The sequence below is a fragment of the Pseudomonas sp. HN11 genome (assembly GCF_021390155.1).
GTDB lineage: Bacteria > Pseudomonadota > Gammaproteobacteria > Pseudomonadales > Pseudomonadaceae > Aquipseudomonas.
This window is the reverse complement of the sequence record NZ_CP089985.1, coordinates 5,287,501-5,307,257: the sequence shown is the minus strand read 5'-3', so window position 1 is coordinate 5,307,257 and position 19,757 is coordinate 5,287,501. Positions and strand designations below refer to the sequence as shown.

Genomic DNA, 19,757 nt, shown 5'->3' with positions numbered 1-19,757 from the left:
CTGGAAATTCGGTAAACGCCAGAAACAAAAATGGGGCGTTTGCACGCCCCACTCGTTCAACTCGGCTGGATTACTTGCCGACCTGTTTTTCCTTGATTTCGGCCAAGGTCTTGCAGTCTACGCAGAGGTCCGCGGTAGGGCGGGCTTCCAGGCGACGAATACCGATCTCGACGCCGCAGGATTCGCACCAGCCGTATTCTTCGTCTTCGATCAGTTGCAGCGTCTTGTCGATTTTCTTGATCAACTTGCGCTCGCGATCACGGGCGCGCAGTTCAAGGGCGAATTCTTCTTCCTGGCTCGCACGGTCGGCCGGGTCCGGGAAGTTGGCGGCTTCGTCCTTCATGTGGTCAACGGTGCGGTCGACCTCCTGCATCAAGTCCTGCTTCCACTTTTGCAGGATCTTGGTGAAGTGCTGGCGCATGGGCTTGCCCATGTACTCCTCACCCTTCGTTTCGACGTAAGGTGTGAAGCCACTAAGGCTTTGCTGCTGTTGCTTTGCTTGGGTGGACATGAATAGACCGCCTCTCACTCTTCTAATCCATTGCGCAGGATTGCAACGTCACCGACACCTGCCGGCCCTGCGGCTGCAAGCGGGCGAACTTACCAGATAGATTCGGGGTGCGCCACTCCCGGTTGTCGAGGCCCACGGCATTGGGCTTGCAAACTGCATCAGCCCGTCGTTGCTGGGTATGTGTTGCCTCAGTTGTAGATTTTAGTCGTTTTGCTGGCGCTTGCCCGGACGCCATATGCCGTCGGGCAGGCAATAGAACATGTTTTACAGCGCGGGTTCGGTAGAATCCAGATTTTGTTCTCACCGTTAAGGAAGGCTAATGGCTCAGCCGTACAGTGCGCGCAGTCGCGCCATCGAACCTTTTCATGTCATGGCATTGCTGGCGCGGGCCAATGAGCTGCAGGCCGCTGGCCATGACGTGATCCACCTGGAAATCGGCGAGCCGGATTTCACCACCGCCGAGCCGATCATTAAGGCTGGCCAGGCGGCGTTGGCCAACGGCAAGACGCGCTATACCGCCGCCCGTGGCTTGCCGGAACTGCGTGAGGCTATCAGTGGTTTCTATCAGCAGCGCTACGGGTTGAATGTGGACCCCGAGCGCATTCTGATTACACCGGGAGGCTCCGGTGCATTGCTGCTCGCCAGCAGCCTGTTGGTCGACCCGGGCAAGCACTGGCTGCTCGCCGACCCAGGCTACCCTTGCAATCGCCACTTCCTGCGCTTGGTGGAAGGCGCGGCGCAGCTGGTGCCTGTCGGCCCGCAGGTGCGCTATCAGTTGACCGCCGACCTGGTGGCCAACCACTGGGATCAGGACAGTGTTGGTGCATTGGTGGCATCGCCAGCCAACCCGACCGGCACGATCCTCACCCGCGACGAGTTGGCCGAGCTTTCCGGCGCGATCAAGGCGCGCAACGGTCATCTGGTGGTGGACGAGATCTACCATGGCCTCACCTACGGCACGAACGCTGCCAGCGTGTTGGAAGTGGACGACGATGCGTTCGTCCTGAATAGCTTTTCGAAGTATTTCGGCATGACCGGCTGGCGGCTGGGGTGGCTGGTCGCGCCCCCGGCAGCAGTGGGGGAGTTGGAGAAACTGGCGCAAAACCTTTACATCAGTGCGCCGAGCATGGCTCAGCACGCGGCATTGGCCTGTTTCACCGCGCAAACCCTGAGCATTCTCGAAGAGCGCCGCGCCGAATTCGGCCGCCGTCGCGATTTCTTGCTGCCTGCCTTGCGCGAGCTAGGGTTTGGTATAGCGGTCGAGCCGGAGGGCGCGTTCTATTTGTACGCTGATATCAGCGCGTTCGGCGGTGATGCCTTCGCATTCTGCCGTCACTTCCTCGAAACCGAACACGTAGCTTTTACTCCGGGCCTGGACTTCGGGCGCTACCAAGCCGGCCATCATGTGCGTTTTGCCTACACACAAAACCTCGATCGGTTACAGGAGGCGGTGGAACGGATCGCCCGTGGCTTGCGGAGCTGGCACGGCTGATGCGCTTTCATCCTCCCCTTGAAGAAGCGCGGCTGATTCGTCGCTACAAGCGTTTTCTCACTGATATCGAAACCGTTACCGGCGAGCTGTTGACCATTCACTGCCCCAACACCGGCTCGATGCTCAATTGCATGGTCGAAGGTGGGCAGGTCTGGTTTAGCCGCTCCGATGACCCCAAGCGCAAATTGCCCGGCACTTGGGAAATTGCCGAAACGCCCCAGGGCCGCTTGGCGTGTGTAAACACGGCGCGTGCCAATCAGTTGGTCGAGGAGGCGTTGCGTGCGGGTGTGATCACCGAGCTGAACGGCTTTACCGCCTTGAAGCGCGAAGTGCCTTACGGTCAGGAGAAAAGCCGCATCGACTTCCGCTTGGACTACCCCGACGGCGCGGCCTACGTCGAAGTCAAAAGTGTAACTTTGGGTTTTGACGGTACTTCGGTCGCCGCCTTCCCCGATGCGGTGACCCAGCGTGGCGCCAAACATTTACGCGAGCTGGCCCACTTGGCACGTGATGGTGTGCGGGCGGTGCAGTTGTACTGCGTCAACCTTTCGGGAATTGATGCCGTGCGTCCGGCTGTAGAAATCGATGCGGCCTATGCTGCTGCCCTGCATGAAGCCAAGGCGGCCGGGGTGGAAGTGCTGGCGTATGGCGTGCGTATGACATCCGAGGAAATAAGCGTGGACCGGCGCCTGGACGTGCTGCTCGACTAGAGTTCCACCCACAACCCTTGGGCGTCTTCGCGGCCGGGCAGGACAGTGAGGCTTTGCCCGGCACAGGGGCCTGCGATGCACTCGCCGCTCTCGATCAGGAACAGGGCGCCGTGGGTGGCGCACTGGATCAGGCTGGCGCTGTCGTCTAGGAACCGGTCAGGCTGCCATTCCAGTGGAATGCCGCGATGGGGGCAACGGTTGATATAGAAGTAGGCAACGCCGTTCCGGCGCACGGCCAACAATTTGCAACCATCGATTTCAAAACCGAGGCTGCTGTCTGACGCGAGGGTATCGGAGGAGCAGAGAAACTTCATTTCAATCCTTAAGTGCCTTGACGTTCAAATGCAAACAATTATCAAATGCCGACTTCGCCCGTTAGCTGACCGGGCGCTCAATACGATGCGGGGCAGGGGTTATCTGTCTCGTTGATGAGCGTTTTGAGCGGCCCTGCCCTTGGAAGGAAACCCTGTTATGCGCTTGAGTGCCAGCGCTATCGCGCTTGTTGTCGGACTGCTGGTCAACCCTGGGGCTCAAGCCTCTGATCTGCCACAACGCTGGGTGAGTGCCGGTGGGGCGCTGTCGGAGTGGGTGACTGCCTTGGGCGGCGAGTCGAAGTTGGTGGGGGTGGATACCACCAGCCAGCATCCTGAGTCCCTTAAGGCGTTGCCGAGCATTGGTTACCAGCGGCAATTGTCGGCCGAAGGTATCTTGAGTTTGCGTCCGCAGGTGCTGGTAGGCACTGAAGAAATGGGCCCGCCGCCGGTACTGGCACAGATTCGCAGCGCAGGGGTGCAAGTGGAGATGTTTTCGGCACAGCCTGATCTGCCTACGTTGAAAGGCAACCTTCAGCACTTGGGCAAGTTGCTGGGCACGGAGGCCAAAGCCAGCGAATTGTTTACCGGATATGAACAGGCGCTGGATCAGCAGAAACGCTGGGTCGACAAGGCTCAGGCCACGCAAAAGGCCCCTGGCGTTTTGCTGTTGCTGGGCCATGCGGGCGGCAAGCCACTGATCGCGGGCAAAGACACGGCGGCTGACTGGATGTTGCAGCAGGCGGGCGGGCGCAATCTGGCGACGCATACTGGCTATAAGCCGTTTTCGGTGGAGTCGTTGGCGGGGTTGAGTCCAGATGTACTGGTGTTTGCTGACCGTGCCCTGACCGGGGACGCGGCGCGTGCGGCGCTGTTCAAAGAGAATCCGATCCTGGCTTCCACGCCAGCGGCCAAGGTTGGGCGGGTATTTGAGGTGGATCCTACTTTGCTGGTCGGCGGGCTCGGGCCGCGTCTGCCTCAAAGCCTGGTTGCGTTGTCTGCCGGGTTTTACCCGTCCCTGGCCAAGCCAGCCCCATGATCACGCTGGTAAAACCCAAAACGCTGTTTGCTGGGCTGGCGCTGTTGTGTGTCTTGGCGATCTGGCTTTCGCTGGCGCTGGGGCCGGTCAGCTTGCCCCTATTGGATACGCTCAAGGCCGCCCTGCGCTTGATGGGGTTGCCGATAGAGGCACAGGGGCTGGAGCAGGCTGAGTTGATCCTGGGGCAGATCCGCTTGCCACGCACGTTGCTGGGCTTGGCCGTCGGCGGTGTCCTGGCCTTGTCGGGTGTGGCGATGCAGGGCTTGTTCCGCAATCCTCTGGCAGACCCAGGTTTAGTCGGCGTCTCCAGCGGCGCTGCGCTGGGCGCGGCGGTGGCGATTGTTGGTGGTTCGTTTTTCGGCGGCTTGCCGGATGCATTCGGCCCTTATCTCCTGTCGCTGTGTGCATTCTTGGGTGGGCTCGGTGTGACTGCACTGGTGTATCGACTGGGGCGACGTAACGGCCAGACCAACGTCGCTACCATGCTGCTCGCCGGCATTGCCCTTACGGCCCTCGCCAGTTCGGCGGTGGGCCTCTTCACCTACCTGGCCGACGACGCCACCTTGCGCACCCTGACATTTTGGAACCTGGGCAGCCTCAACGGCGCCAGCTATTCGCGGTTATGGCCGCTGTTGCTCGTGAGCGCGGGTGTGGCGCTGTGGTTGCCGCGCCGGGCCAAGGCGTTGAATGCCCTGTTGCTCGGTGAGTCGGAGGCCAATCATCTTGGTGTCGATGTGGAAGGGCTCAAGCGCGAATTGGTTTTCTGTACGGCGCTGGGTGTCGGGGCGGCGGTGGCTGCTGCGGGCATGATCGGTTTTGTGGGTCTGGTGGTGCCGCATCTAGTGCGCTTGTTGGCGGGTCCCGATCATCGTGTGTTGTTACCGGCGTCGGTCCTCGCGGGTGCGAGCCTGTTGTTGTTTGCCGATCTGGTCGCACGGCTTGCCTTGGCACCGGCTGAGTTGCCTATCGGTATCGTCACTGCGTTTATCGGCGCGCCGTTTTTTCTTTACCTGTTGTTGCGGGGGCGTGCCTGATGCTGCGGGTGGAAGATTTGCAGATCCGTCGCGGTCGCAAAACCGTATTGGCTGATGTCACCCTCGACTTGTTGCCAGGGGAGGTGCTCGGGGTGCTGGGCCCCAATGGTGCGGGCAAGAGTACGTTACTCGGAGCATTGTGCGGTGAGCTGCACCCCGACCAAGGCCAGGTGTGGTTGGATCAACGCCCATTGAATGAGTGGAGTGGTGCGCAGCGGGCACAACGCCTGGCGGTATTGCCGCAAAGCTCGACGCTGGACTTCGCTTTCCGGGTCGAAGAGGTGGTCGGCATGGGCCGCTTGCCTCATCAGACCGGGCGAGCCCGCGATGACGAGATCATCGAGGCAGCCTTGCAGGCGGCAGATGTCGGTCACTTGAGCGGCCGCAGCTACCTTGCGCTGTCTGGTGGCGAGCGTCAGCGGGTGCATCTGGCACGAGTGCTGGCGCAGTTATGGCCGGGCGAGGCAGGGCAGACGTTGCTGTTGGATGAGCCGACGTCGATGCTCGATCCTTTGCATCAACACACCACCTTGCAGGCCATTCGCACCTTTGCTGATCGGGGGGCGGCGGTGCTGGTGATCCTTCACGACCTGAACTTGGCGGCGCGTTACTGCGATCGGATTCTGCTACTGGAAGCGGGGCGGCCGCATGCTCTGGATACGCCAGCGCAGGTGATGCAGCCTGAACCGTTGAAGGCTGTGTTTGGTTTGGATGTGCTGGTGCGGCCACATCCGGAACGTGGTCATCCACTGATCATTGCGCGCTGAAGTCGGCTTTTCTATAGACAAAAAAAGACCCGGCAAGAGCCGGGTCAAATAACCGTGATTAGCCTGATGAGGAGATAATCTGAGAGTCCGAACCAATGGTCTTTCAGTTATCGGCTGATCTCGCGATCAGTTGTGATAATCATAACGATTCTCATTTGAGTGTCAACAGTTGTTTTGGTCTGTTCTCTGCGTTTTCTCAAACGCCTGTTCGCAATGCCGGTAAATGTTGGGATTTGTCAGCGAGCTAATTCTTCTGGCGCGCCGATAGCGCATCCAATTGACGGTTCAACGCTTCCTTGCGCTCGGCAGGAATGTCATTCCAGTGCACATCCATCAAGGCCCCCTCGATTGCATACAGCAATACTTTCGAGGCACGAAATCCGCGCGTCCGGACGGCCCGGTACGCATCGACGGCACCCAGGCGGCGCAAATCCGACGCACTGTGGATGCCCACCGCGTGCAGCCACTGTGCGGACGTCTTGCCGAGATTTTTCAGGTGTTGCAGCTCATCGTTCATCAAGCCTCCTTGCGACAGCCGAATGGTGCGGTGGGTATCGAAACCAGGCAAGCCTGCACAGGAGTGTAGCGCTCAGTAGGAAAAGCGTAGTTCTTTAGTCGGAAACGGCCTAAAGCTTATAAGCGTGGCGAAACCAGTCAGGCGGGAAGTCCCCCGGTGCGCCTGTGCGAAACCGGGGCTGAAACAGAGGGGGTCAGCGGGTGCGGTAGCGCAGGCGAGTACCGAAATTAACCGACATGAGGATCTCATCGGCGGTCAATTCTGGCGGGAAATACGTACCGGAGATCTGCGCATGGGCCAGGCTGGCGCCTTCCAGTGGGCAGTCGCGCAGGTCCAGGCCGCGCAGGTCGGCGGAGCGGAAGTAGGCATCGGTGAAGTCCACGCCAGTGGTGTTCAGCTCGCGTAAATCCAGCCCGCGGAAGTCGCCACCGCGCATGTCGATGACACCGTCTTTGGGGCGCTCCTGGTTGAAGCCTCGGATATCGTCTTTGTGCAGGAGCGTGTAAAGCGGCGTATCAAGAAGCTTGGGCTGACTCATGACGGCGACTCCTGTTGGACTTATGACGCCATTATAGTGCCACTATTTCTGGGTCGTGCGCCCTAAATAGGCGACACGACCAAGAAATTTTTCCTACAGGCCAGGCAGACGCTGACGAATGTGCGCTACCAACGCGTCGAGGGTGCCACTTTCGTTCGTTTCGATGCGCTTGCTGAGGAGCAATTCTTCGGCAGTCAGCGGGTCGCGATTGGCCTGCTGTTCTTCGATAATCGCCAGTGTTGCGTCGGAAGGGTCGTTTTTGTCCGCCTGACGTTGCGCCAACCAGCTTGCGATAACTGCTTGCGGGGCGTTGCAATCCACGATCAGGAAGGGCGCACCGGTAGCCTCAGCTACTTTGGCCGCTGCATCGCGCTGTTCGCGTTTCAGGAAGGTCGCGTCCAGCACCACCGGGTAGCCGGCGCGCAGTACGGTATCGGCGATTTCGTTCAAACGTGCGTAGGTTGCCGCACTGGCATCAGCCGCATAGATGCCGGCTTGTGGCGTATTTTCCACTTGTTGCTCGCCGAACAGGCGCTTGCGTTCCACGTCCGAGCGCAGGCGTACAGCGCCAAGGGCTCCAACCAAACGCATGGACACGTGGCTTTTGCCTACGGCTGACACGCCGTGGGTAATGGCCAGGAAGCGCGACGGAATGGTGCTGTAGCTTTCCGCCAGGTTGGCGTAGTTGCGGTATTGACGCAGGGTAGTGGCGCGTTGCACCGGGCTGGCTTCGCTCGGCATGCTGAACAGTGCGATCTTGGCGCGTACCAGGGCGCGATAGGCTTTATAGAAGTTCAGCACCTCCAGGCCCTGATAATCGCCGGTCAGTTCCAGGTACTGGCTGATAAAGCGGCGAGCCAGAGACTTGAGGCCCCGATCTTCAAGGTCCATCGCCAGGAAACCGGTGTCGGCGTACACGTCGGTGAAGCGGAATGGCTCGTTGAATTCGATGCAATCGAAGATCACCACGTGGCCATCGATCAAGGTGGCGTTGCCCAAGTGAATATCACCGTGGCATTCGCGGGTGAAACCGTCTTTTTTGCGCAGGGAGAACAGCGGCTTGAGGCGCTCGAAGCTGCTTTCGGCCCAGGCCTGCAGAGCGTCCAGCTGAGCCAGGTCGGCCTTGTCGCTGAGGAACGGACGGATCTGGTCGAAGTTCTGGCGCACCGGTGCCATCACTTCATCCGGAGTGCCGGCCGGGTGTTCCTGCGGGACTTTTGGCGCCGTGAGGTGGAAGTGCGCGATTTGCTTGGCCATCTCATCAATGTGCGCGCTGGTCAGTTCGCCATTGGCTTGCAAGGTGCTGAGCAATTGGCTTTGCGGGAACTGGCGCATTTTCAGCGCGTATTCGACGACCGGGCCGTCGCCGCCCAATTGCGGTGCTTCGGCACTGCCGGTGATCGGCAACACTTCAAGATACAAATCTTCGGTCAGGCGCTGGTTGAGGCGCAGTTCTTCATTGCAGAAGTGCCCGCGCTTTTCCAGATCGGTAAAATCCAGGAAGCCGAAATTCATCGGTTTCTTCAGCTTATAGGCATACGGGCCGGTCAGGACCACCCAGGAAATATGGGTTTCGATGACTTGAAACGCCTCAACCGGGTGAGGGTATAAAGCCGGGTTTTGCAGGGCAGCGATCAGGGACTGGCTCACGGGCGATCCTTCAGAGTCTGGAGAAAATCATGGTGGGCATTATGGCCGCTACGAGCGGTCGTGCAAACCGCTGTCCGGCTCATGTTGATCATCCATAAAGTGCGTATAATCCGCCGCCATGACTCGAACCCGATCTCCCCGTTCCCGTAAAAAAACTCCTTCCCGCGGCCTGCGCCCTTGGCTGGGCTGGGCGCTCAAGCTCGGCCTGGTAGGCTTGGTAGTGCTCGCTGGCTTTGCGGTATACCTCGACGCCGTGGTGCAGGAGAAATTCTCCGGCAAGCGCTGGACTATTCCGGCCAAGGTGTACGCGCGCCCGCTGGAACTGTTCGCCGGCCAGAAGCTGAGCAAGGATGACTTTCTCACCGAGCTCGACGCCTTGGGCTACCGCCGCGAACCCGTGAGCAACGGTCCAGGTGCCGCTGCCGTCAGCGGCAATACCGTCGACCTGAACACCCGTGGCTTCCAGTTCTACGAAGGCCTTGAAAAAGCCCAACCTGTGCGCGTGCGCTTCTCGGGCGATTATGTGGCCGAACTGTCGTCGCTCAATGGCTCAAAGTTGCCCGTGGTTCGCCTGGAACCGCTGATGATCGGCGGCATTTACCCGAAAAACCTTGAAGATCGCATCCTGATCAAGCTCGATCAGGTGCCGCCGTATCTGCTGGAAACCCTGGTTGCCGTTGAAGACCGCGATTTCTACAGCCACTGGGGCGTATCGCCAAAGTCGATCGCCCGTGCGGTCTGGGTGAATACCTCCGGCGGCAAGATGACTCAGGGCGGCAGTACGCTGACGCAACAATTGGTCAAGAACTTCTACCTGACCAGCGAGCGCAGCCTGACTCGCAAGCTCACCGAAGCGATGATGGCGATGCTGCTGGAGCTGCACTACAGCAAGCAGGAAATCCTTGAGGCGTATCTCAACGAAGTGTTTGTCGGCCAGGACGGCCAGCGCGCGGTGCATGGTTTCGGCCTGGCCAGCCAGTTCTTCTTTGGTCAGCCACTGTCCGAACTGAAGCTGCACCAGGTTGCGTTGCTGGTGGGCATGGTCAAGGGCCCTTCCTACTACAACCCGCGCCGCAATCCTGAGCGTGCGCTGGAGCGTAGAAACCTCGTGCTCGATGTGCTTGAGCAGCAGGGTGTCGCCACGGCTGAGCAAGTCGCTGCCGCGAAAAAAATGCCACTGGGTGTAACCACCCGCGGTAAGTTGGCAGACAGTTCCTTTCCCGGCTTTATCGACCTGGTCAAACGTCAACTGCGTGAAGACTACCGCGACGAAGACTTGACCGAAGAAGGCTTGCGGATCTTCACCAGTTTCGACCCGATCCTGCAGATGAAAGCCGAAGCGTCCGTCAATGACACCTTCAAACGTCTGACGGGCCGTAAAGGTTCTGATGAAGTCGAAGCGGCAATGGTCGTGACCAACCCGGAAACCGGTGAAGTGCAGGCCATGATTGGCAGCCGTCAGGCCAGCTTTGCTGGCTTCAACCGCGCGCTGGATGCGGTGCGTCCCATCGGTTCGCTGGTCAAGCCAGCGGTTTACCTGACCGCCCTGGAAAAGCCGAGCAAGTACACCCTGACCAGCTGGTTGTCGGATGAACCGCTGTCGGTCAAAGGTGCGGGTGGCCAGGTGTGGACGCCGCAGAACTTCGATCGTCGCTCCCACGGTACAGTGTTCCTGTATCAGGGGATTGCGCACTCCTATAACATTTCCACTTCGCGTCTCGGCCTTGAAGTCGGTGTGCCGAATGTCCTCAAGACCATCGCGCGTCTGGGCGTCACTCGTGAGTTCCCGGCGTTCCCATCGATCCTGCTGGGCGCTGGCGCGATGACCCCGATGGAAGTCGCGACCATGTACCAGACCCTCGCGAACGGCGGCTTCAATACACCGATGCGCGGGATCCGCAGTGTGTTGACTGCCGAAGGTGAGCCGCTCAAGCGTTACCCGTTCCAGATTCAGCAGCGTTTCGACGCCGGTTCCATCTACCTGATCCAGAACGCCATGCAGCGTGTGATGCGTGAAGGTACAGGGCGCTCTGTCTACAGTGTGCTGCCGGCTAATCTGACGTTGGCAGGCAAGACCGGTACCAGTAACGATTCGCGCGATAGTTGGTTCGCCGGTTTCGGCCAGGACGTACTGGCGGTGGTGTGGCTGGGACGCGACGACAATGGCAAGACACCGTTCACCGGTGCCACTGGTGCGCTGCAGGTCTGGACCAGTTTTATGCGCAAGGCCGACCCGCTGCCATTGAACATGCCGCAGCCGGATAACATCGTGCAGGCCTGGATTGATCCGCACACGGGGCAAGGCTCCGATGCCAACTGTCCGGGCGCGGTGCAGATGCCGTATATTCGCGGCAGCGAACCGCCACCCGGCGCCGCCTGCGGTGGCAGTGCCCCTGCTGATGCGGAATCGGTGATGGATTGGGTCAAGGGCTGGATGAATTAAGCAAAGAGGGTTTCAAGTGAACAAATGGTTGTTTCCAGCTATTACAGCTCTGGCTTTGCTCAGCGGTTGCTCCAGCGTGCAACGCGGCTCCATTCCCGTGGTGGATTCGAGCACTGCCGTCTCCAACAACGATCGGATTTCGGCCAATGGCGGTTTCCGCCAGACCGTGACTAACCGCCCTGCCCAAGCCAAACCACAGGCCATGCCGCAGGATTCGGGCGTAGTGGTAATGGTGCCAGGCGGTGGTGCTGCGACATCGGCCCCGATCAGCGCCGAGCCATGGACCCCTGGGCCGAGCAACTCCGGCCCGATCGATACCACGCCGATCCAGACCGCCCCGATCAGCCAGGGCACCTACAACATGCCGTCGACCCCGAGTGGCATTCCATCGTCCTCCAGCGCTGGCGGCCTGTCGGCTGACGAGCAATTGGACGGTCCGGTGCTGGCACTGTTGACCACTGCCCAGCAACAGCAGGCGGGTGGTGATTTAAATGGCGCATCGTCGAGTCTCGAGCGGGCCCAGCGCGTTGCGCCGCGTGAGCCGCAAGTGCTGTATCGCCTGGCTCAGGTGCGCATGGCCCAGGGTGATGCCCCGCAGGCGGAGCAGTTCGCACGTCGCGGCTTGTCGCTGGCCAACGGTCGTCCCGACCTGCAAGCCAGTCTGTGGGCGTTGATTGGTGACGCGCGTGCCGCACAAGGTGATGCTGCCGGCGCTGCCCAGGCGCGGCAAAAAGCCAAGGTCAGTCTCTGATGGATCCACGGTTTCCCGCCATCGCCGAACAGTTATTGCTCATCGAGCGCGAATTGCGCGTGCAGGGCTGGTGGGATGACGTATCCCCCAGTGCCGAGGCGCTCAGCAGTGTCGAGCCCTTTTCCGTGGATACCCTGGATTTTCACCAGTGGCTGCAATGGATCTTCCTGGTGCGCATGAAGCAGATCCTCGAAGAGGACCTGCCGTTGCCCAATGCCTCGGGCATTCTGGAAATGGCCGAAATGGTCTACGCCGATCGCCCGCAAGAGAGCCTTGGCTTGCGCAACGCGCTGAAAAAGTTCGACCAACTCATCGTCGACGCTCGTTAATTGCCTGACTGCCGGGTTTTTCGGCAGTCTTGCGCACATTTCTACCGCTTGACGACATTCAGGCGAGTTTTATCCCTCCTCAAAGCCCTTTCTTCTACGTTCTCATGCGCTTAGTTGGAAAAAAGCGCAATTATTGCTTGACTTGAGGGGCCTGAAACAGAAGAATCCAAAGTCCGCTGTATCGGGACTGCCAGAAGCAGGCCCGCTCAGCAGATCATGAGGCGCACATCCGCGCCGACCTGTAACACCCGCAACGCGTTACCTCGCGCTGGGTGGGAAAAGCCCGCAACACTTGGGACGATCCCAATACTTGCTCAGTCAGTGCTGACGTAGTCGGCGACCACCGTCGCTCATGCTCTGTTGAGAAGTAAACCTATTAAGACCCGTCGGTTTTCAACGGACGGTATTCTGGCGTTTTAGAGGTGAACAACGTGGAGCTTTTATCTGGCGGTGAGATGCTCGTCCGCTTTTTGCGTGACGAAGGCGTCGACTATATCTACGGGTACCCAGGTGGTGCTCTGCTGCATGTCTACGACGCACTGTTCAAGGAACCGGCTGTTACCCACATCCTGGTTCGCCACGAACAGGCCGCGACCCATATGGCTGACGGTTACGCCCGTGCCACCGGTAAAGCCGGCGTGGTACTGGTAACGTCCGGCCCAGGCGCAACCAATGCCATTACTGGCATCGCGACTGCTTATATGGACTCCATCCCGATGGTGATCATTTCTGGCCAGGTGCCCAGCACCATGGTCGGTACCGATGCATTCCAGGAAACCGATATGATCGGTATCTCTCGGCCGATCGTGAAACACAGCTTCATGATCAAGCATCCGTCGGAAATCCCTGACGTCATGAAAAAGGCTTTCTACCTCGCGCAGTCGGGTCGTCCGGGCCCTGTGGTGGTCGATATCCCGAAAGACATGACCAACCCTGCCGAAAAATTCGAATACGTCTTCCCGAAGAAAGCCAAGCTGCGTTCCTACAGTCCGGCCGTGCGCGGGCACTCTGGCCAAATCCGCAAGGCCGCAGAAATGCTCCTGGCGGCCAAACGCCCAGTGTTGTATTCGGGCGGTGGCGTCATTCTGGGCGGCGGTTCCGCACCGTTGACCGAATTGGCCAAGCTGCTCAACCTGCCGGTGACCAATACCCTGATGGGCCTCGGCGCATTCCCGGGTTCGGACCGTCAGTTCGTCGGTATGCTCGGCATGCACGGCAGCTACACCGCCAACCTGGCCATGCATCACGCTGACGTAATCCTGGCTGTGGGCGCGCGTTTCGATGACCGAGTGATCAACGGCGCGAGCAAATTCTGCCCGAATGCCAAGATCATCCACATTGACATCGACCCAGCGTCCATCTCCAAGACCATCAAGGCTGATGTGCCGATCGTGGGTCCTGTGGAAAGTGTATTGACCGAAATGGTTGCCGCGCTCAAGGACATCGGCGAAACCCCGAACAAGGAATCGGTCGCCAGTTGGTGGAAGCAGATCGACGAGTGGCGCGGTGATCGTGGCCTGTTCCCTTATGACAAGGGCGACGGCAGCATCATCAAGCCACAAACCGTGATCGAGACCCTGTGCGAAGTGACCAAGGGCGATGCCTTTGTGACCTCCGATGTGGGTCAGCACCAGATGTTCGCCGCGCAGTACTACAAGTTCGACAAGCCTAACCGCTGGATCAACTCCGGTGGCCTGGGCACGATGGGCTTTGGTTTCCCTGCGGCCATGGGCGTGAAGCTGAGCTTCCCCGACACCGACGTCGCGTGCGTCACCGGTGAGGGCAGCATCCAGATGAACATCCAGGAACTGTCGACGTGCCTGCAGTACGGCCTTCCGGTGAAGATCGTCTGCCTGAACAACGGCGTGCTGGGCATGGTTCGTCAATGGCAGGACATGAGTTACAACAGCCGTCACTCCCATTCCTACATGGAATCGCTGCCGGATTTCGTAAAATTGGTTGAAGCCTATGGCCACGTCGGCATTCGTATCACTGATTTGAAAGATCTGAAGCCGAAGATGGAAGAGGCGTTCGCCATGAAGGATCGCCTGGTGTTCATCGATATCAAGGTGGATACCAGCGAGCACGTCTACCCGATGCAGATCAAAGACGGCTCTATGCGCGACATGTGGTTGAACAAGACGGAGCGTACTTAATCATGCGGCACATTATCTCCCTGCTTCTGGAGAACGAACCCGGCGCTCTGTCTCGTGTTGTCGGCCTGTTTTCGCAACGCAACTACAACATCGAAAGCCTGACCGTGGCCCCGACCGAAGACCCGACCCTGTCGCGCCTGACGTTGACCACCGTGGGCCACGATGAGGTGATCGAGCAGATCACCAAAAACCTCAACAAGCTGATCGAAGTGGTCAAGTTGGTCGACCTGTCGGAAAGTGCCCACATCGAACGCGAGCTGATGTTGGTTAAGGTCAAGGCCACGGGCGCCCAACGTGCCGAGATCAAACGCACAACCGACATTTATCGCGGGCAGATCGTCGATGTGAGCGCCAGCGTTTATACCGTTCAACTGACCGGTACAAGCGACAAACTGGACAGCTTCATCCAGTCGATCGGGACGGCCTCGATTCTGGAAACTGTACGCAGTGGTGTCACTGGGATTGCCCGTGGCGACAAAGTACTCAGCATCTAACCCAAATTAGCGAATGGCCTTATGGCCTGGATATATAGAGGAACCTCATGAAAGTTTATTACGATAAAGATTGTGACCTGTCGATCATCCAGGGCAAGAAAGTCGCCATCATCGGCTACGGCTCCCAAGGTCACGCGCAAGCCTGCAACCTGAAAGACTCCGGTGTTGACGTGACTGTTGGCCTGCGCAAAGGCTCGGCCACTGTTGCCAAGGCTGAAGCCCACGGCCTGAAAGTGACCGACGTTGCTTCCGCTGTTGCGGCTGCCGATCTGGTCATGATCCTGACTCCAGACGAGTTCCAGTCCTCGCTGTACAAGAACGAAATCGAGCCGAACATCAAGAAGGGCGCTACCCTGGCCTTCTCCCACGGCTTCGCGATCCATTACAACCAGGTTGTGCCGCGCGCTGACCTCGACGTGATCATGATCGCGCCGAAAGCACCGGGTCACACCGTGCGTTCCGAGTTCGTCAAAGGTGGCGGTATCCCTGACCTGATCGCGATCTACCAAGACGCATCGGGCAACGCCAAGAACGTGGCATTGTCCTATGCTGCCGGCGTCGGTGGCGGTCGTACCGGCATCATCGAAACCACCTTCAAAGACGAGACTGAAACCGACCTGTTCGGCGAGCAGGCCGTTCTGTGCGGCGGTACCGTTGAACTGGTGAAAGCCGGTTTCGAAACCCTGGTTGAAGCTGGCTACGCGCCAGAAATGGCCTACTTCGAGTGCCTGCACGAACTGAAGCTGATCGTTGACCTCATGTACGAAGGCGGTATCGCCAACATGAACTACTCGATCTCCAACAACGCCGAATATGGAGAGTACGTGACTGGCCCGGAAGTGATCAACGCCGAGTCCCGTCAGGCCATGCGCAACGCCCTGAAACGTATTCAGGACGGCGAATACGCCAAGATGTTCATCAGCGAAGGTGCTACCGGCTACCCTTCGATGACCGCCAAGCGTCGTAATAACGCCGCTCACGGTATCGAAGTCATCGGCGAGCAACTGCGCTCCATGATGCCGTGGATCGGTGCCAACAAGATCGTCGACAAAGCCAAGAACTGAGTCGTACGCATCAACGGAAAACGCGGCTTAGGCCGCGTTTTTTCGTTTGGGGGCGGGTTCTGGTATAAAGCTGCATCGTTTGCAGGCGAACACGCGCCGCAAGTATTTGTCGAATTCTTTTCACACCGTTGCAAGGTAAAGTCCATGACCGAACGTCCCGAAGAGCCAAACCAGGCCTCTGACGCCGAAAGCCTGCTGCCGATCGATGAACATGTCGAAGAAGGGCATGACGCGGAAGGCCGCAAGGTCCGGCATCGTGGCATCTATCTTTTGCCCAACCTCTTCACCACGGCGAATCTGTTTGCCGGGTTCTATTCCATCATCAACTCCATGAGCGCCCAAAGCGCGCTGGCGGCAGGTGATGCTGCGAATGCCAGCAAGTATTTCGGCTTTGCTGCCATCGCCATCTTTGTCGCCATGGTGCTCGACGGTCTGGATGGTCGAGTGGCGCGCATGACCAACACGCAAAGCGCCTTCGGTGCCGAGTACGACTCGTTGTCGGATATGGTTGCGTTTGGTGTTGCGCCTGCATTGCTGGCATTTGCCTGGGCGCTGGGTGACATGGGTAAGGTCGGTTGGATGGTTGCCTTCATCTATGTCGCGGGTGCTGCTTTGCGTCTCGCGCGCTTCAATACCCAGGTGGGCACTGCCGACAAGCGTTACTTCATCGGTCTGGCCAGTCCGGCAGCTGCAGGCGTGGTGGCAGGTATCGTCTGGGCGTTCAGTGATTACGGCATTCAGGGTTCGAAGATGTCGTTCCTGGTGGCATTGATGGTGGCTGCGGCCGGCATGCTGATGGTCAGTAACATCAAGTACAACAGCTTTAAGGAGTTGGACCTGAAAGGGCGCGTGCCTTTCGTGGCGATTCTGGCAGTGGTGTTGGTATTCGCCGTGGTGTTCAGTGATCCGCCACGGATTCTGCTGCTGGCGTTCCTGGTCTACGCGGCTTCGGGCCCGGTTCAATACTTGCTGCATCTGCGCCGCGACAAAACATTGCCTTAATGTAATTTCCCCCATACTCCGCAGTCTATTGGTGCATCAGTTCTCCAATGCTGCGGAGTTGCCATGTTAATCAAATTGCCCAAAGCGTCCGATTGCCACGAATCGGATGTCACCCCTGAATCCTTTTATCTCTCTCGCCGTAGCTTGCTCGGTGGTGTGCTGGCTGGTATTGCCGCCAGTAGCTTGCCGCGTTGGGCCAGTGCTGACGAAGCTTCGCGTTATGCTGATGTTGAGGCGGGCGGGGCGCCGACTTGGTTTGCCGACAAACTGTCGAGCACCCGATGGCAGGCGGTCACGGTGAAGGACGAGGCGATCACCCCCTTCAAGGACGCAACCCACTACAACAACTTCTATGAGTTCGGTACAGGCAAGGGTGACCCGGCAACGAATGCGGGTTCACTCAAGACCGAGCCATGGAGTGTTGTTATTGACGGTGAAGTCGCGAAGCCGGGCCGTTATGCGCTCGAAGACTTCATGAAACCCTACCAGTTGGAGGAGCGGATCTACCGCCTACGCTGTGTTGAAGCGTGGTCCATGGTCATTCCTTGGATTGGTTTCCCGATCGCTGCGTTGCTCAAACAGGTTGAGCCGACCTCAAAAGCCAAGTACATACGTTTTGAGACCCTTCAGGATCCGAAGAGCATGCCGGGGCAGCGTTCGAGCTTCGGTTTGATCGACTGGCCCTATATAGAAGGACTGCGCCTGGATGAAGCGATGAACCCGCTGGCGATACTTGCGGTTGGGATGTATGGGCGCGAGTTGCCTAATCAGAACGGTGCGCCGTTGCGTTTGGTGGTGCCGTGGAAATACGGTTTCAAGAGTGTGAAGTCCATCGTGCGGATCAGCCTCGTGAGTGAGCAGCCGAAAACCACCTGGCAGAGCATTGCCGCGGACGAGTATGGCTTCTATGCGAATGTGAATCCTACGGTCGACCATCCACGTTGGACACAGGCGCGGGAGCGACGTCTGCCGAGTGGGCTATTCAGTCCCAACGTGCGTGAGACGCAAATGTTCAATGGTTACTCGGATGAGGTGGCGTCTCTTTATACCGGCCTCGACCTGCGGAAGAACTACTGATGCGTTATCCAATATGGCGTATTTGCGTCTTCATAGGGGCGGCGATATGGCCGCTGTTCTGGCTATATGAAGCGTGGGGTTCTGCTCTGGGTCCTGACCCTGGCAAGGTGCTGGTCGATCGACTGGGGCTCGGTACGTTGATTCTGTTGCTGATTACCTTGGCAATGACGCCGCTGCAGAAACTCAGTGGTTGGGCGGGGTGGGTAGCCGTGCGTCGACAGTTGGGGTTGTGGTGCTTTGCCTATGTAGTGCTGCATCTGTTTGCTTATTGTGTATTTGTGCTTGGGTTGGATTGGTCGCAGCTAGGTGTGGAGTTGCGTAAGCGGCCCTACATTATTGTGGGGGCGCTGGGTTTCCTGTCGCTGTTGATATTGGCGGTGACATCGAATCGTTACAGCCAGCGTCGGTTGGGAAGTCGTTGGAAGAAGCTGCACCGCTTGGTGTATGTGATTCTCGGGCTTGGATTGCTGCATATGCTGTGGATTGTGCGCGCTGATCTCAAGGAGTGGGCTATCTATGCCTCTATAGGTGTGTTGCTTCTGGTGCTGCGCATACCGCCTGTGATGCGCCGAATCTCCCGCCTTACTGCGAAAAAACCACTTTCTGCGACAAAAGCGTAATTAAGAGTTGACGGCAGTTTCTGGAAGTCTATAATTCGCCCCACTTCCGACGCAGTCGAAATGGAAAACTCCTTGTTAAACAATGGGTTATGTAGGTTTCGGCGGTAAGTTGCTTCAGGTCATCGAAGTCAAAAGGAAGTTGAAAAAGAGGTGTTGACAGCAGCGTGTAACGCTGTAGAATTCGCCTCCCGCTAACGAGAGATCGCAAGCGCAAGTGGTTGAAGTTGTTGAAGAAATCTTCGAAAACTTCTGAAAATAATCACTTGACAGCAAATGAGGCTGCTGTAGAATGCGCGCCTCGGTTGAGACGAAAGATCTTAACCAACCGCTCTTTAACAACTGAATCAAGCAATTCGTGTGGGTGCTTGTGGGGTCAGACTGATAGTCAACAAGATTATCAGCATCACAAGTTACTCCGCGAGAAATCAAAGATGTAACCAACGATTGCTGAGCCAAGTTTAGGGTTTCTTAAAAACCCAAAGATGTTTGAACTGAAGAGTTTGATCATGGCTCAGATTGAACGCTGGCGGCAGGCCTAACACATGCAAGTCGAGCGGTAGAGAGAAGCTTGCTTCTCTTGAGAGCGGCGGACGGGTGAGTAATGCCTAGGAATCTGCCTGGTAGTGGGGGATAACGTTCGGAAACGGACGCTAATACCGCATACGTCCTACGGGAGAAAGCAGGGGACCTTCGGGCCTTGCGCTATCAGATGAGCCTAGGTCGGATTAGCTAGTTGGTGGGGTAATGGCTCACCAAGGCGACGATCCGTAACTGGTCTGAGAGGATGATCAGTCACACTGGAACTGAGACACGGTCCAGACTCCTACGGGAGGCAGCAGTGGGGAATATTGGACAATGGGCGAAAGCCTGATCCAGCCATGCCGCGTGTGTGAAGAAGGTCTTCGGATTGTAAAGCACTTTAAGTTGGGAGGAAGGGTTGTAGATTAATACTCTGCAATTTTGACGTTACCGACAGAATAAGCACCGGCTAACTCTGTGCCAGCAGCCGCGGTAATACAGAGGGTGCAAGCGTTAATCGGAATTACTGGGCGTAAAGCGCGCGTAGGTGGTTTGTTAAGTTGGATGTGAAATCCCCGGGCTCAACCTGGGAACTGCATTCAAAACTGACTGACTAGAGTATGGTAGAGGGTGGTGGAATTTCCTGTGTAGCGGTGAAATGCGTAGATATAGGAAGGAACACCAGTGGCGAAGGCGACCACCTGGACTGATACTGACACTGAGGTGCGAAAGC

19 protein-coding genes and 1 rRNA gene (1 of these 20 running past the window's edge) are annotated in these 19,757 nt (G+C 58.1%); 15 read left to right on the top strand and 5 right to left on the bottom strand.

Annotation, left to right across the window (positions count from 1 at the left end; genetic code table 11):
- Positions 1-70 precede the first annotated feature (70 nt).
- Complete coding sequence (gene dksA / locus LVW35_RS24330) at positions 71-511, bottom strand: RNA polymerase-binding protein DksA (RefSeq protein ID WP_034100675.1); 441 nt, start codon at positions 509-511, stop codon at positions 71-73.
- Between the two features lie 319 nt (positions 512-830).
- Between dksA and LVW35_RS24325 the strand changes: the two genes are divergently transcribed.
- Together LVW35_RS24325 and sfsA are read left to right on the top strand one after the other, a co-directional pair.
- Complete coding sequence (locus tag LVW35_RS24325; RefSeq protein WP_233892362.1) at positions 831-2,003, top strand: pyridoxal phosphate-dependent aminotransferase; 1,173 nt, start codon at positions 831-833, stop codon at positions 2,001-2,003.
- Positions 2,003-2,713 carry a DNA/RNA nuclease SfsA gene (sfsA, locus tag LVW35_RS24320; protein ID WP_233892361.1) on the top strand — a complete coding sequence of 237 codons (711 nt, stop codon included), beginning with the start codon at positions 2,003-2,005 and terminating at the stop codon, positions 2,711-2,713. The genes LVW35_RS24325 and sfsA overlap by 1 nt, the downstream gene beginning before the upstream one ends.
- Here the strand turns inward: sfsA and LVW35_RS24315 are convergent.
- On the bottom strand, positions 2,710-3,027 hold the full coding sequence (locus LVW35_RS24315) for a Rieske (2Fe-2S) protein (protein ID WP_233892360.1): 318 nt from the start codon (positions 3,025-3,027) through the stop codon (positions 2,710-2,712). The genes sfsA and LVW35_RS24315 overlap by 4 nt on opposite strands.
- A gap of 157 nt (positions 3,028-3,184) precedes the next feature.
- On the opposite strand from LVW35_RS24315, the gene LVW35_RS24310 reads away from it, so the two are divergent.
- Genes LVW35_RS24310 through LVW35_RS24300 form a run of 3 tightly spaced genes read left to right on the top strand, consistent with a single transcriptional unit; the run spans position 3,185 to position 5,864 of the window.
- The gene (locus LVW35_RS24310; protein WP_233892359.1) at positions 3,185-4,063 is read left to right on the top strand and encodes a heme/hemin ABC transporter substrate-binding protein; all 879 of its coding nucleotides are present in this window, start codon (positions 3,185-3,187) and stop codon (positions 4,061-4,063) included.
- On the top strand, positions 4,060-5,097 hold the full coding sequence (locus tag LVW35_RS24305; protein WP_233892358.1) for a FecCD family ABC transporter permease: 1,038 nt from the start codon (positions 4,060-4,062) through the stop codon (positions 5,095-5,097). Before LVW35_RS24310 ends, LVW35_RS24305 begins: the two co-directional genes overlap by 4 nt.
- Positions 5,097-5,864 (top strand): heme ABC transporter ATP-binding protein, encoded by a 768-nt coding sequence (locus LVW35_RS24300; RefSeq protein WP_233892357.1) that lies wholly within the window; start codon positions 5,097-5,099, stop codon positions 5,862-5,864. The genes LVW35_RS24305 and LVW35_RS24300 overlap by 1 nt, the downstream gene beginning before the upstream one ends.
- 244 nt (positions 5,865-6,108) lie before the next feature.
- Here the strand turns inward: LVW35_RS24300 and LVW35_RS24295 are convergent, their stop codons facing one another.
- The 3 genes from LVW35_RS24295 to LVW35_RS24285 form a co-directional block, all read right to left on the bottom strand.
- On the bottom strand, positions 6,109-6,381 hold the full coding sequence (locus LVW35_RS24295; protein ID WP_010206563.1) for a TfoX/Sxy family protein: 273 nt from the start codon (positions 6,379-6,381) through the stop codon (positions 6,109-6,111).
- Between the two features lie 193 nt (positions 6,382-6,574).
- Positions 6,575-6,919: a pentapeptide repeat-containing protein gene (locus LVW35_RS24290; RefSeq protein WP_233892356.1), complete on the bottom strand. Its 345-nt coding sequence runs from the start codon at positions 6,917-6,919 to the stop codon at positions 6,575-6,577.
- A gap of 93 nt (positions 6,920-7,012) precedes the next feature.
- Positions 7,013-8,569 (bottom strand): bifunctional aminoglycoside phosphotransferase/ATP-binding protein, encoded by a 1,557-nt coding sequence (locus LVW35_RS24285; RefSeq protein ID WP_233892355.1) that lies wholly within the window; start codon positions 8,567-8,569, stop codon positions 7,013-7,015.
- 118 nt (positions 8,570-8,687) lie between these two features.
- On the opposite strand from LVW35_RS24285, the gene mrcB reads away from it, so the two are divergent.
- From mrcB to LVW35_RS24235, 10 genes are all read left to right on the top strand, one after another.
- Positions 8,688-11,012 carry a penicillin-binding protein 1B gene (mrcB, locus tag LVW35_RS24280; protein ID WP_233892354.1) on the top strand — a complete coding sequence of 775 codons (2,325 nt, stop codon included), beginning with the start codon at positions 8,688-8,690 and terminating at the stop codon, positions 11,010-11,012.
- A gap of 16 nt (positions 11,013-11,028) precedes the next feature.
- On the top strand, positions 11,029-11,763 hold the full coding sequence (locus LVW35_RS24275; RefSeq protein WP_233892353.1) for a tetratricopeptide repeat protein: 735 nt from the start codon (positions 11,029-11,031) through the stop codon (positions 11,761-11,763).
- Entirely contained in the window at positions 11,763-12,092 is a 330-nt protein-coding gene (locus LVW35_RS24270; RefSeq protein WP_233892352.1) for a YqcC family protein, read from the top strand. The genes LVW35_RS24275 and LVW35_RS24270 overlap by 1 nt, the downstream gene beginning before the upstream one ends.
- A 431-nt stretch (positions 12,093-12,523) precedes the next feature.
- Positions 12,524-14,248 (top strand): acetolactate synthase 3 large subunit, encoded by a 1,725-nt coding sequence (locus LVW35_RS24265; protein ID WP_233892351.1) that lies wholly within the window; start codon positions 12,524-12,526, stop codon positions 14,246-14,248.
- A gap of 2 nt (positions 14,249-14,250) precedes the next feature.
- On the top strand, positions 14,251-14,742 hold the full coding sequence (gene ilvN, locus LVW35_RS24260; protein ID WP_003176102.1) for an acetolactate synthase small subunit: 492 nt from the start codon (positions 14,251-14,253) through the stop codon (positions 14,740-14,742).
- 47 nt (positions 14,743-14,789) lie between these two features.
- Positions 14,790-15,806: a ketol-acid reductoisomerase gene (gene ilvC / locus LVW35_RS24255; RefSeq protein ID WP_003194132.1), complete on the top strand. Its 1,017-nt coding sequence runs from the start codon at positions 14,790-14,792 to the stop codon at positions 15,804-15,806.
- Positions 15,807-15,950: 144 nt separating this feature from the next.
- Entirely contained in the window at positions 15,951-16,808 is an 858-nt protein-coding gene (pssA, locus tag LVW35_RS24250; RefSeq protein WP_233892350.1) for a CDP-diacylglycerol--serine O-phosphatidyltransferase, read from the top strand.
- Positions 16,809-16,871: 63 nt separating this feature from the next.
- Positions 16,872-17,885 carry a protein-methionine-sulfoxide reductase catalytic subunit MsrP gene (gene msrP / locus LVW35_RS24245; protein ID WP_233892349.1) on the top strand — a complete coding sequence of 338 codons (1,014 nt, stop codon included), beginning with the start codon at positions 16,872-16,874 and terminating at the stop codon, positions 17,883-17,885.
- Positions 17,885-18,505, top strand: a complete 621-nt coding sequence (gene msrQ / locus LVW35_RS24240; RefSeq protein WP_233892348.1) for a protein-methionine-sulfoxide reductase heme-binding subunit MsrQ — start codon at positions 17,885-17,887, stop codon at positions 18,503-18,505. Before msrP ends, msrQ begins: the two co-directional genes overlap by 1 nt.
- Before the next feature lie 488 nt (positions 18,506-18,993).
- Positions 18,994-19,757: ribosomal RNA gene (locus LVW35_RS24235) — 16S ribosomal RNA — on the top strand (it continues 773 nt past the right edge of the window).

Coding starts and splice junctions, on each gene's coding strand:
- LVW35_RS24325 (WP_233892362.1), top strand. CDS start 831: ATGGCTCAGCCGTACAGTGCGCGCAGTCGCGCCATCGAACCTTTTCAT.
- msrQ (WP_233892348.1), top strand. CDS start 17,885: ATGCGTTATCCAATATGGCGTATTTGCGTCTTCATAGGGGCGGCGATA.
- ilvC (WP_003194132.1), top strand. CDS start 14,790: ATGAAAGTTTATTACGATAAAGATTGTGACCTGTCGATCATCCAGGGC.
- mrcB (WP_233892354.1), top strand. CDS start 8,688: ATGACTCGAACCCGATCTCCCCGTTCCCGTAAAAAAACTCCTTCCCGC.
- LVW35_RS24290 (WP_233892356.1), bottom strand. CDS start 6,919: ATGAGTCAGCCCAAGCTTCTTGATACGCCGCTTTACACGCTCCTGCAC.
- LVW35_RS24295 (WP_010206563.1), bottom strand. CDS start 6,381: ATGAACGATGAGCTGCAACACCTGAAAAATCTCGGCAAGACGTCCGCA.
- pssA (WP_233892350.1), top strand. CDS start 15,951: ATGACCGAACGTCCCGAAGAGCCAAACCAGGCCTCTGACGCCGAAAGC.
- LVW35_RS24305 (WP_233892358.1), top strand. CDS start 4,060: ATGATCACGCTGGTAAAACCCAAAACGCTGTTTGCTGGGCTGGCGCTG.
- LVW35_RS24310 (WP_233892359.1), top strand. CDS start 3,185: ATGCGCTTGAGTGCCAGCGCTATCGCGCTTGTTGTCGGACTGCTGGTC.
- sfsA (WP_233892361.1), top strand. CDS start 2,003: ATGCGCTTTCATCCTCCCCTTGAAGAAGCGCGGCTGATTCGTCGCTAC.
- LVW35_RS24300 (WP_233892357.1), top strand. CDS start 5,097: ATGCTGCGGGTGGAAGATTTGCAGATCCGTCGCGGTCGCAAAACCGTA.
- ilvN (WP_003176102.1), top strand. CDS start 14,251: ATGCGGCACATTATCTCCCTGCTTCTGGAGAACGAACCCGGCGCTCTG.
- LVW35_RS24315 (WP_233892360.1), bottom strand. CDS start 3,027: ATGAAGTTTCTCTGCTCCTCCGATACCCTCGCGTCAGACAGCAGCCTC.
- msrP (WP_233892349.1), top strand. CDS start 16,872: ATGTTAATCAAATTGCCCAAAGCGTCCGATTGCCACGAATCGGATGTC.
- dksA (WP_034100675.1), bottom strand. CDS start 511: ATGTCCACCCAAGCAAAGCAACAGCAGCAAAGCCTTAGTGGCTTCACA.
- LVW35_RS24270 (WP_233892352.1), top strand. CDS start 11,763: ATGGATCCACGGTTTCCCGCCATCGCCGAACAGTTATTGCTCATCGAG.